General features: G+C 70.3%; 11 protein-coding genes. 4 read left to right on the top strand and 7 right to left on the bottom strand.

The features are described 5' to 3' along the window. Positions 1 to 14 precede the first annotated feature (14 nt). From QR78_RS17110 to QR78_RS17090, 5 genes are all read right to left on the bottom strand, one after another. Positions 15 to 449: a hypothetical protein gene (locus QR78_RS17110; RefSeq protein WP_048428754.1), complete on the bottom strand. Its 435-nt coding sequence runs from the start codon at positions 447 to 449 to the stop codon at positions 15 to 17. A 180-nt stretch (positions 450 to 629) separates the two neighbouring features. Beyond that, entirely contained in the window at positions 630 to 1,601 is a 972-nt protein-coding gene (locus QR78_RS17105) for a DMT family transporter (RefSeq protein WP_048428753.1), read from the bottom strand. 295 nt (positions 1,602 to 1,896) lie between these two features. Continuing rightward, positions 1,897 to 2,115, bottom strand: a complete 219-nt coding sequence (locus QR78_RS17100; RefSeq protein WP_048428752.1) for a YbdD/YjiX family protein — start codon at positions 2,113 to 2,115, stop codon at positions 1,897 to 1,899. Positions 2,116 to 2,120: 5 nt separating this feature from the next. Continuing rightward, the gene (locus QR78_RS17095; RefSeq protein WP_048428751.1) at positions 2,121 to 4,184 is read right to left on the bottom strand and encodes a carbon starvation CstA family protein; all 2,064 of its coding nucleotides are present in this window, start codon (positions 4,182 to 4,184) and stop codon (positions 2,121 to 2,123) included. 346 nt (positions 4,185 to 4,530) lie between these two features. After that, positions 4,531 to 5,196 carry a response regulator gene (locus QR78_RS17090; RefSeq protein WP_089504122.1) on the bottom strand — a complete coding sequence of 222 codons (666 nt, stop codon included), beginning with the start codon at positions 5,194 to 5,196 and terminating at the stop codon, positions 4,531 to 4,533. Positions 5,197 to 5,895: 699 nt separating this feature from the next. Here QR78_RS17090 and QR78_RS17085 point away from each other — a divergent pair. From QR78_RS17085 to QR78_RS17070, 4 genes are all read left to right on the top strand, one after another. After that, on the top strand, positions 5,896 to 7,059 hold the full coding sequence (locus tag QR78_RS17085; RefSeq protein ID WP_048428759.1) for an FIST N-terminal domain-containing protein: 1,164 nt from the start codon (positions 5,896 to 5,898) through the stop codon (positions 7,057 to 7,059). Positions 7,060 to 7,160: 101 nt separating this feature from the next. Beyond that, a complete protein-coding gene (locus QR78_RS17080; RefSeq protein ID WP_089504126.1) occupies positions 7,161 to 8,426 on the top strand; it encodes an ATP-binding response regulator in 1,266 nt (421 codons plus the stop codon). Positions 8,427 to 8,704: 278 nt separating this feature from the next. Beyond that, positions 8,705 to 9,865 carry an SDR family oxidoreductase gene (locus tag QR78_RS17075; RefSeq protein WP_048428748.1) on the top strand — a complete coding sequence of 387 codons (1,161 nt, stop codon included), beginning with the start codon at positions 8,705 to 8,707 and terminating at the stop codon, positions 9,863 to 9,865. Further along, positions 9,862 to 10,188 carry a DMT family transporter gene (locus tag QR78_RS17070; protein ID WP_048428747.1) on the top strand — a complete coding sequence of 109 codons (327 nt, stop codon included), beginning with the start codon at positions 9,862 to 9,864 and terminating at the stop codon, positions 10,186 to 10,188. Before QR78_RS17075 ends, QR78_RS17070 begins: the two co-directional genes overlap by 4 nt. Here the strand turns inward: QR78_RS17070 and QR78_RS17065 are convergent. Together QR78_RS17065 and QR78_RS17060 are read right to left on the bottom strand one after the other, a co-directional pair. Then, a complete protein-coding gene (locus QR78_RS17065) occupies positions 10,179 to 10,763 on the bottom strand; it encodes a TetR/AcrR family transcriptional regulator (RefSeq protein WP_048428746.1) in 585 nt (194 codons plus the stop codon). The two genes, QR78_RS17070 and QR78_RS17065, sit on opposite strands and share 10 nt — an antisense overlap. 140 nt (positions 10,764 to 10,903) lie before the next feature. Then, a complete protein-coding gene (locus tag QR78_RS17060; protein WP_048428745.1) occupies positions 10,904 to 11,314 on the bottom strand; it encodes a tautomerase family protein in 411 nt (136 codons plus the stop codon). Between the last annotated feature and the right edge of the window lie 61 nt (positions 11,315 to 11,375).

Genomic DNA, 11,375 nt, shown 5'->3' with positions numbered 1-11,375 from the left:
GGCTGGGGGCGGGGTCACGCGGGTGGAGGCCTCCGGGTCTGTGCGACCTTCCCGTCCCGGCCGCCGCGATCGAACGCTGCGTCCATCTCCGCTCGCGTGAAGAGGCAACGGGCCGTCAGCAGGGTCACGGCGACCATCGGGATGGACAGCAGGACGACGAGGGCGAGATCGCCGTGGCCGCCCGGCAGGCGCCAGAGCGGTATGCCGTCACGGATCGCCAGGGACGGACCCGCTTGCGCGCAGACGAGCCAGCCAAAGCGCGGACCAGCCGTGAACCGTCTCTCGACAGGTGGCAAGACGAGCGGGATGATCATTGCCGACCACGCGATCAGCCCTACCGCAACGGGAACGATGCCCGGGGCCAGACTATCGGACAGCATCGCTCGGATGGCCTCGAACAGGCCGACGGACGTGAAGGATGAGGCAAGCAGGGCGATGAGGTACTTCACGCCGCTTCTCCGCCCATGACGGCCGGTCCGCCGTCCCCTGGTGATTGTCCGGCTGCGCTGCCATTGGGTCAATCGGGAGATGGGGCCGCTCGCCGATGAAACATCCTCGAAAAATTCAGGCGACCGATGCGATCGGTCGCCTGATGGGCGTCGCGTCGGCGGGCGCCTGACGAGGTGCGGTCAGCGCACCCCGCCCGCCGGCAGCACCCCGGTCGGAGCCGGGACGCGGCGCATCCGCTCGCGGTGGGCGGTGTAGAGGCCGCTGCCGCAGATCACCAGGACGCCGAGGCCCATCCAGGCGGTCGGGACGGTGCCGAAGAACAGGAAGCCGAGGAGGCCGGCCCAGATGATCTGGCTGTAGGAGAACGGCACCAGGGTCGAGGCCGGGGCGTGCCGGTAGGCGATGGTGACGATCCAGTGGCCGGCGGTCGAGATGAAGCCGATGGCGGCGCCGATCGCGACCTGGTTCAGGTTCGGGGTCTCCCACACGAAGGGCACGAGGGCCGACAGGATCACGAAGCCGACGATCGCCGACCAGGTCATGGTCGTCTGGGGGGCGTCGTAGCCGTTGATCTTGCGGGTGACGACGAGGGCGGCGGCCCAGAACAGGGCCGAGACGATGGGCAGCAGGGCCGCGGCCTGGAAGGCGCTGGTGCCCGGCCGGACGATGATCAGCACGCCGAGCAGGCCGACGAAGGCGGCGGCCCAGCGCCGGGCGCCGACCTTCTCGCCGAGCACCGGGATCGACAGGGCGGTGACGAAGATCGGGGAGACGAAGGCGATGGCGGTGGTCTCGGCCACCGGCAGGACCCGCAGGCCCGCCAGAAAGAGCAGCGACGAGCCGACCAGGGCGACGCCGCGCACCACCTGAAGGCCGGGCCGGGCGCTGCGGAACGGCGTGGCGCCGCGCTTGAGCTGCGCCCGCACCACGGCCGCCGCCAGCATCACGGCGAGGAAGCCGACATAGCGCAGCCACGCCACCTCGATCCCCGAGAGCTGCCCGGTGAGGTACTTCGCCGTGGCGTCGGAGCTGGACAGGAAGACGGTGGAGATCACCACCAGCACGATGCCGCGCAGCGGCTGGTCGCCGAGCAGGGCCGGCATGGCCGGGCGGGCGGAGGGGGCGGCGACGGGAAGTGTCAGGGTGGCCACGGGTGTCACGGCGGGTGTCGATGAGGGGCCTCATCTCTAGCACCGTCCCGTCCGGCCAAGCCGTGCCGATTGCGCGCCGCGGCCATGCTGCCGGATCAGCCCTAGTTAAGGCGTGCTTTACCCGATCGTGTCGAGGGAGCGGCGACTTGCGACATCGCCGCCATCATCCCGCCGCAAGCGTTACGGGTGTATCCTGAAAGACTCGTGAACGGATTTCGTCTTTGTGGGAACAAGGTCCGGCATTGCGTGTTGTTTCGCCCGCGCAGGGTTAAGGGCCCTGCGCGGGCGAGGTCGGTCAGCAGCAGCGGAAGCCGCCGCGTCCGCCGACGCCGTAGCGGGCGTTCTGCCGCTCGCGGAAGAACTCCGTCGCGGTCATCGGCTGCTGGTCGGGGTGGGTCTTGCGGATATGGGCGACGTAGGTGTCGTAGTTGCCCTGTCCGACCATCAGGCGTGCCCCGTCGCAGACGCAGCGCGTCAGGGTCGCCCAGCGATCCCGTAAGGTCTCGGCACCCATCGGCCTTACTCTGCCGCCATCGGCACGGCCCGCGGATCGGCCTCGACGGCGGTCCAGCGGTCGGCCCGGTAGGCCTTGAGGCAGGCCTGCACGCCGAAGGCGATGATCGCCACCACGACGCCGACGAAGACCAGCGCCAGCACCGCGTCGATGCGGTCGTTGAGCACGATCTGGCGCATCTGGTCGGCGGTCTTGGCCGGCGCCAGCACCTTGCCCTCGGCGAGCGCGGTCGCGTAGCGCTCGGCATGGGCCAGGAAGCCCACCCGCGGATCGGCGGAAAAAACCTTCTGGAGGCCGGCGGTGAGCGTGCAGGCGACGAGCCAGAGCGTCGGCACGATGGTGACGAGGGCGTACCGCTCCCGCTTCATCTTGAAGATGACGACGGTGCAGAGGGTGAGCGCGATGGCCGCCAGCATCTGGTTCGAGATGCCGAAGAGCGGCCACAGGGTGTTCACGCCGCCCAGCGGGTCGGTCACGCCCTGGTAGAGGAAGAAGCCCCAGGCCGCGACGCAGAGACCTGTCGCCACGATGCTCGGGCCCCAGGACGAGGTGTCCTTGAAGGCCGGCACCGCGACGCCGATCAGGTCCTGGAGCATGAAGCGCCCGGCCCGCGTCCCGGCATCGACGGCGGTGAGGATGAACAGGGCCTCGAACAGGATGGCGAAGTGGTACCAGAACGCCATCATCGCCTTGCCGCCGACGACGTTCGAGATGATGTGGGCCATGCCGACCGCGAGCGTCGGCGCGCCGCCGGCCCGCGAGATCACCGTGTGCTCGCCGACATCCGCGGCGGTCTGCTTGATGGTCTCGGCCGAGATCGGGAAGCCCATGGCGGTGACCGCCGCGGACGCGCTCTCCGGCGTGGTGCCGACGACCGCCGCCGGCGCGTTCATGGTGAAGTAGACGCCCGGATCGATCACGGTGGCGGCGACAAGCGCCATCACGGCGACGAAGGATTCCATCAGCATGCCGCCATAGCCGATGAAGCGGGCATTGACCTCGTTGTCGATCAGCTTCGGCGTCGTGCCCGACGAGATCAGGCTGTGGAACCCAGAGACGGCGCCGCAGGCGATGGTGATGAACAGGAACGGGAATAGCGAGCCCGACCAGACCGGCCCGGTGCCGTCGACGAACTTCGTCACCGCGGGCATCTGGAGATGGGGCGCCAGCACCAGGATGCCGAGCGCGAGGCCCACGATGGTGCCGATCTTGAGGAAGGTCGAGAGGTAGTCGCGCGGGGCGAGCAGCAGCCAGACCGGCAGGATCGAGGCGACGAAGCCGTACCCGATCAGCATCCAGCACAGCTGCGTGCCGGTGAAGGTGAACATGGCGGCGAGCGTCGGATCGGCGGCGACGGTCTGCCCGCAGAGGATCGCCGCCATCAGCAGCACGAAGCCGAGGATCGAGACCTCGCCGATGCGGCCCGGGCGGATCCAGCGCGAATAGACGCCCATCAGCAGCGCGATCGGGATCGTCGCCATCACCGTGAAGGTGCCCCAGGGGCTCTCGGCCAGCGCCTTGACGACGATGAGCGCCAGCACCGCCAGGATGATGACCATGATCAGGAAGGCGCCGAACAGGGCGACGATGCCGGGGATGGTGCCCAGCTCGGCGCGGATCAGCTCGCCCAGCGAGCGGCCGTCGCGGCGCATCGAGACGAACAGCACCATGAAGTCCTGCACGGCGCCGGCCAGCACGACGCCGGCGAGGATCCAGAGCAGGCCCGGCAGGTAGCCCATCTGCGCGGCGAGCACCGGGCCGACCAGCGGGCCGGCGCCGGCGATCGCCGCGAAATGGTGGCCGAACAGGACGTATTTGTCGGTCGGGACGTAATCGAGCCCGTCATTGTGCCGGACCGCCGGGGTCTCGCGGGTCGGGTCGAGCCGCATGATGCGGTCGGCGATGTAGAGCGAGTAGTAGCGGTAGGCGATCATGTAGACCGAGACCGCCGCGACGACGATCCAGAGGGCGTTGATGCTCTCGCCGCGCTGCGTCGCCACCACGGCGAGGGCGGCGGCCCCGAGCGCGCCCACGAGGGCCCAGGGTCCGTGCTTCCGGACGGCAGTCATGGGGTGTTCCTCCCGGCTGTGCCGCCGGGCTTGAAACAGGCTTCGGCGGCGTCCTTCGACTTTCGGGTAAAGGAAACCTTGTGCACTGCCAATGCGGCCGCGGGACAGGGCGCCCGCGCCGTGATGAGACTTTCGTCGTAGGGATTCGGGTCGGCGGATCCGGGTCCGGCTGTCGTCGTTCGACGCGGTGCCGTCGGCTTCACCCGGGTTTCGGCCTGGAGATGCGGCCGGCAGCCGGTGTGCCCGACCGACGGTATCGGCGCCCACCGCGTCATTCGGGCTCCGCGACGCGGCCCCCGAATGACGCGGTGCGTATGAAACCCGTACAGACCGATCGACCAGGCGATCAGTTCGACGGCAGGGTCGACATGATGTTGTCGTAGTCGAGATTCGCCGTCTCGATGACGATCTGGGTTCGGCTGATCACCCCGAGCTTGCGCAGGATCTCGGAAACGTGGGCCTTGACGGTGGAATCGCCGACGCCGAGCTCGTGGGCGATCTGCTTGTTGAGCTTGCCCTGGCGGATCATCAGCAGCACCCGTACCTGCTGCGGGGTCAGTTCGGCGATGCGCTCGGCGATCGGCGGCTTGCCGGTCTTGCGGCCGGGGGCCTCGGCGGGACCGGACAGGCCCTCGGGCACGAAGATCGCGCCGTTGAGCACGTCGGTGATGGCGCGGATCAGCACCGGCTTGCCGGCGGCCTTGGGCACGAAGCCGGCGGCGCCGTGCGACAGCGCCTCGCGCACGATGCGCGGATCGTCGAGGCCCGAGACGACCAGCACCGGGATGCGCGGGAAGCGGGTGCGGATCGCGATCAGCCCGTCGAAGCCGTTGACCCCCTGCATGGTGAGGTCGAGCAGGGTGAGGTCGATCGACCGGCCGCGGGACAGGGCCGCGCACGCGCTCTCGATGCCGTCGGCCTCCTCGACCTCGGCGGCCGGGAAGGCGAGGCGGACGGCGCTGCTCAGCGCGTCGCGAAACAGCGGGTGATCGTCCACGATGATCAGGTGCATGTCCGCCCCTTCCGCGACGGGCGTCGGCGCCCCGTCCGGCCGTGGAAGGGATACCTCAGGGGCCCGGCCGGTCAATCCCACCATCGCAGCGGATCATCCTCTCGCAGGCGCGCCGCGGCCCGGCGCGCGCACTCGTAGATGCGGTGCAACATTGTTGCCGCATCCGTAAGTCGAGATAAGAGTTATCATCCGTCCGCGGGAGCAGCCACCGTGCTTTGGTAGGGAGGTATGGCGAAGAACCGGATCACTGCACCTTGGTCCTATGGTGGCTGACGGCGGCCCGGTCCTATCCTCGGGCAACCTCGGCGGCGCAAGGACATCCTCACCGCGGAGTGGGCGGGACGGAGCGGGGCATCTGGCGGCCGCGTCGCGTGGGGCGGCGCGACCGCCGATCGCGGGGGCGATCGCCCTTGCCGTTCCCGACGCGCAGGCGCGGCCGCCGCACCGGCCGCGCCTGTGCACCCGGCGAGGCCCCGAATACGGGACCTCCCCACGGTCGAGCTTCCGGTGAGCTTGCCGAAATGGCACGTGGGACCTGTCCGCCGGTGTGGTTTCCTTAAGGGAAACTCGGCAAGGCCGGTGGCCGCCGTTGCCAGCCGTCCCTCCGCGCCGCATACTGGAGCGAAGCCGGCCGGAGCGGGCGAGGACGGGAGGGGACCCTTGGCGCGGGGAAGTTCTGCGCGGACAGTGTCGGGCCCGGTGCCGGGTCAGGACACGCGCACGCGGTCGCATCGCTGTGGCATTCAGACCGCCTGGACCGACGCGGTCGGGGCCGAGGCTGCCGTTGCGGCGGTCGCCGCCTCCCTCGACGTCAGCCGCATCGCCCATCTGGTGATCTTCTTCTCGCCGGTCTACGGCGTCGCCGCCCTCAACGCGGCCCTCGCCCGGGCCTTTCCGGGCGTGCGGATCGCCGGCTGCACCTCCTCGGGCGAGATCAGCCCGATGGCAGGGCTCGACCGGGGCCTGGTGGTGATCGCCTTCCCGCATGACGGGTTCCGCATCGCCTCCGCGGTGCTGGAGGCGGTCGACAACCTCGACGCCGAGCGCGCCGCATCCTCGATCCGGGCCCTGCGGGCCGATCTCGAGCGGATCTCCCGCGGCGGGCAGCGCTTCGCCATCTCGCTCATCGACGGGCTCGCCAATGCCGAGGAATCGGTGATCGCCGCCGTCGGCTACGGCCTCGACGGGGTGCCCCTGGTCGGCGGTTCGGCCGGGGACGAGCTGACCTTCTCCGAGACCGCGCTGATCCATGACGGCCAGGTGCATCGCCGGGCCGCGGTGCTGCTGCTGATCGAGACCGACTTCCCGGTCGAGATCTTCAAGAACGACAATTTCGAGCCGACCGGCGTCAAGTTCGTGGTCACCGAGACCGACCAGGAGCAGCGCACCGTGCGCGAGCTCAACGCCGAGCCGGCGGCGGTCGAGTATGCCAGCGCGCTCGGCCTCGACCCCGACGCCCTGACGCCGACGAGCTTTGCCGCCCATCCCCTCGTGGTGCGGGTCGGCGGCGACTATTTCTGCCGCTCGATCCGCCATCTCAACCCGGACCGCTCGCTCAGCTTCCACTGCGCCATCGAGAGCGGGGTGGTGCTGACGCTGGCGCGCCAGAAGGATCTCGTCGAGGCTACGCGAGAGGAACTCGCCCGGCTCGACGCGCGGCTCGGCGGGGTCGACCTGGTGATCGGCTTCGAATGCGTGCTGCGCCGCCTCGACGCCGAGATTCACCAGGCGCGCCACAGCATCGCCGAGCTCTACCGGCACTACAACGTCGTCGGCTTCGAGACCTACGGCGAGCAGTACCGCTCGATGCACCTGAACCAGACTTTTACGGGCATCGCCATCGGCCGGCCGGCGGGCCCGTGACCCCGGACGACGCACCGCCCCGCCCGGCCGCGGAGGCCGAGGCGGAGGCCGTCTCCCTCCGCGCCCGCGTGGCCAAGCTCGAGCGTATCAACGCCGCGCTGATGTCCCAGGTCGAGCGCCGGATGGACCAGCGCGGCAGCGCCTACTCGCTGTTCCAGACCGCCATCACCCTCGAGGGCCAGGTCCGCACCCGCACCGAGGAGCTGACCGCGCTGATGCGCAGCCTCGAGCGCTCGAACCAGGCGCTCACCGCCGCCAAGGAGGAGGCCGAGCGCGCCAACAGCTCGAAGACCCGCTTCCTCACCGCCGCGAGCCACGACCTGCTGCAGCCGCTCAACGCCGCGCGGCTGTCGCTGTCGGCGCTCGCCGACATGCCGGTAGGGCCGGAGGCCCGCGGCATCGTCGGCCAGGTCGAGCGCGGTCTCCAGACCATCGAGGACCTGATCAAGACGCTCCTCGACATCTCCAAGCTCGATGCCGGCCTGATCCAGCCGGTGGTGCGCCCGGTCCTGGTGGCCGACGTGCTGGAGAGCCTGGAGGCGAGCTTCGGGCCGCTCGCCGCCCGCAAGGGCCTGCGCTTCTCGGTGCGCGGCGGGCGGACCTGGGTGAAGAGCGACCTCGTGCTGCTCCAGCGCATCCTGCAGAACCTGGCCTCGAACGCGATCCGCTACACCGCGGCCGGCGGCGTGCTGGTGGCGGCGAGGAAGCGCGGCGACGCGGTGCGCATCGACGTGGTCGATTCGGGCTCCGGCATCCCGGAGAGCGATCAGGAGCTGATCTTCGAGGAATTCCACCGCGGCGGGCGCGAGAGCGTCGACGGCGAGATCGCGCTGGGCCTCGGCCTGTCGATCGTGCGCCGCTCGGCCCAGGCGCTCGGCCACGGGCTGAGCCTCGAATCCCGGGTCGGGCACGGCTCGCGCTTCAGCCTCTACCTCACCCCCTGTGCCGCGGAACCGCCGCGGCCCGCCCCCTCGCTGGTGCCGCCGACGAGCCTCACCGGCGCCCGCATCGCGCTCATCGAGAACGACAAGCCGGCGCTCGAGGCCCTGGCGCGGCTCTTCCACGGCTGGGACGCCAACGCCTTCGCGGCCCGCGACCACCTGAGCCTGGTGCGGCTCCTCGGCACGACCTGGAGCCCCGACGTCGTCGTCGCCGACTTCCACCTCGACGGCGGCGCCTGCGGCCTCGACACCGTGGCCTGGCTGCGCTCGGTCCACGGCCACGACATCCCGGCGGTCATCACCACCGCCGACCACTCGGCGGAGGTCGAGGCGCGGGTCCGGGCGGCCCGCTGCGAGCTGGTCTACAAGCCGTTGAAGCCGGCTCAGTTGCGGGCGCTCCTCGCCCACCTGCTCAGCCGCGCCTGAACCGCGCATCCCGTAAGGCAAACATTTCTGAAAGATGTCTGCCGCCGCATCGCGCGGTCGGCGATGGGCGGCGTATGTCCGATCATAGGCCTGACGGACTATATCGGTTTGTGTCTATTGCATTTCTAGCGCGATTTTTCGGCGAATGGTCTAAGCATAAGGAGAAATAGACGGTTGCGCCCGGGCAACATACTGCATGAACACGAGTTCGGTGCCGCAGAAGTGGGTTATTTGTCCGCTGACATGTGGCACCTCTCCTGAATGCGGGGAGGTCCAGCGTGGCACGGATATTACTCACGGGTGCAACCGGCTTTCTGGGTGGCGCCGTTCTTCATCAGAGCCTGAGCCGGCGCGACGGCACCGAGTGGGTGTGCCTCGTGCGCTGCACCAGCGCCGAGCAGGGCCGGCAGCGGATCGCCGCGCGCCTGTCGCGCTTCACCGACCCGTTCACCGCCCAGCGCCTCGCCCGCGCGGTCGAGGTGGTCCCGGGCGATTTCACCCGCGCCGACCTCGACGCCGACCCGCGTCTCGATTCCTGCACCCACGTCCTGCACCTGGCCGCCGACACCTCGTGGTGGGGCGAGGAGCGGGTCAGCCGCACCAACCACGACGGCACCCTGGCGCTCGCCCGCCGGGCGCGGGGCATGCCGGGCCTCGTGCGATTCCTGCACGTCAGCACCGCGATGATCTGCGGCGCCGAAGCGCCGTCCCTCGTCGAGGAGGCGGATTATCCGTCCCGGGACGCCCGGCACCTCGTCGCCTACACGGTTTCGAAGGCGGCGGCCGAGACCTCGCTCGCCGGGAGTTTCGCCGACCTGCCGATCGTGGTGGCGCGCCCCTCGATCGTGGTCGGCCACTCCACGCTGGGGGCCGCGCCGAGCTCCAGCATCCTGTGGGTGATCCGCGCCGCCGACCGCCTGCGCCTGGTGCCCTGCGCGCCCGAGAGCGCCGTCGACATCGTGCCGGTCGACTGGGTCGCCGACAGCCTTCTCGGCCTCCTGCGCAAGCCGACGCTCGCCCACAGCCTCTATCACATCTCGGCCGGGGCCGGCGCCCGCTCGCGCTGGGACGACCTGATGCAGGCCTTCGCGGCGGCCGACCCGGCGGGCGGCCCGCGCGACGACTTCAGCCGCTTCGACCTCGCCGCCGACCGGGCGCTGCTGCGGCGCCGTTTCGCCGAGACCTTCGGCCTCGACGGCGCCCTCAAGCAGGCGATGCTGCGGGCGGTGCGCGCCTACTACGCCTTCTGCTCCCTCGACCTGACCTTCTCGAACGAGCGGCTGCTGGCCGAGGGGCTGGCGCCGCCGCCGGCCTTCACCGACTACCTGAAGGTCTGCCTGGAGAACGCTCCCGAGATCGCCGAGCAATTCGCCGACGACCTCGAGATGTTCGTCGCCCCGGCGCCGTCGCCGGACCTGCCGCTGACGGCAAGCGCATGAACCCGTTCCTGATCCTCGCGGTGGCGATCGGCGCCGAGATCACCGCGACGCTCGCCCTCAAGGCCGCCGACGGGCTCACCCGCCCGGGGCCGACCGTGCTGGTGGCGCTGGGCTACGGCACCGCCCTGTGGCTGATGTCGAGCAGCATGGACATGCTGCCGATCGGGATCGTCTACGCGATCTGGGCCGGCGTCGGCATGGTCGGCGCGGCGCTCGGCGGCGCCATCCTGTTCGGCGAGCCGGTGACGCCGCTGATGATTCTCGGCATCGGCGTCATCGCGGTCGGCGTCGGCATCCTGGCGGCGGCCCAGGCTCACGGCTGAGGGCGGGAGATGGCGGCGAGGAGCTGCACGCCGCCGTCGATCGCCGCGCGCATCGCGTCCGCGTCCCAGTGCACGCGGGCGAGCACGTAGCCGCCCTCGACGATCGCCAGCAGGGCGGCGGCCAGCGCCGCGGGCTCGATGCCGGGCAGGAGAGTACCCGCCGCCTTCGCTTCCTCCAGGCTCGCCCGCAGCGAGGCCTGGATATGGCCGAGATAGGCCGCGACCGGCTCGCGCAGGGCCGGTTCCTCCATCGCCGCCTCGTTGGCGAGGCGCGCCAAGCGGCAGCCGCGCAGGGCCTGCCGCTCCCGGGTCAGGTAGGCGTGGACCCGGTCGAGGGGCGGCGAATCGGGCGCGAACAGCCTGTCGATCGCCGCGATCTCCTCCTCGGCCATCTCGGCGAGCGCCGCCGCCGCCACCTCCCGCTTGCCGGAAAAATGGTGATAGAGGCTGCCCTGGCCGGCGCCGCTGCGGTCGAGCACGTCCCGCGGGCTCGTCGCCTCGTAGCCGCGCTCCCACAACAGCGCTTTTGCCGCCGCGACGATCGCCTCGCGCTTCGATGATCCTGGCCGTGCCATGTCGTGTCTCTCGCCGTCGGCGGCGCTGTCCGGATCAAGGCGTGGCGCGGGGAGAGGGAACTTCCCGCGCTTCGCCTCGTCCCGAACGGCCTTGCGACGTCGGACACGATATGCCGCGTCGGGTGCCGCCCGGCCAGCCGTCAGACCGCGGATCCCGCCAGATGCGGCGGCGGAACGTCGGCATAGGTGGCAAGCCCGTGGCCGAACGACCAATTCTCCCGGGCGATCTCGACCAGGGTCACGAGCACGTCCTCGGGTCGAAGGCCGAGCGCGCCGAGTTTTTCGGCGATGGCGGCGAACAGGGCCTTCTTCTGCGTGACGCTGCGCCCGGTCGAGAGATGGACCTGGATCATCACCAGGTCGTCGGTGCGGTGGATGCCGAGATAGGCGGGATCGTAGATCACGTCGTCGAATTGGCTCGAGACGACCTGGAACCGGTCGTCGGCCGGGATGCCGATGCTGCCGACCAGGGCGGCATGGACGGCATCCGCGATGGCGCGGCGCTCGTCCGCCGGACGGTTCCGCTTCAGGGTGATGGTGACCAGGGGCATGGGAGGGGTCTCCGGGGCCGCGTCGGCAGCCACGATCCTTCTATTGTACATACTGGTATGT

It is taken from the genome of Methylobacterium indicum (assembly GCF_001043895.1).
GTDB classification, from domain to species: Bacteria; Pseudomonadota; Alphaproteobacteria; order Rhizobiales; family Beijerinckiaceae; genus Methylobacterium; species Methylobacterium indicum.
This window is presented reverse-complemented; position numbering and strand designations above follow the sequence as displayed.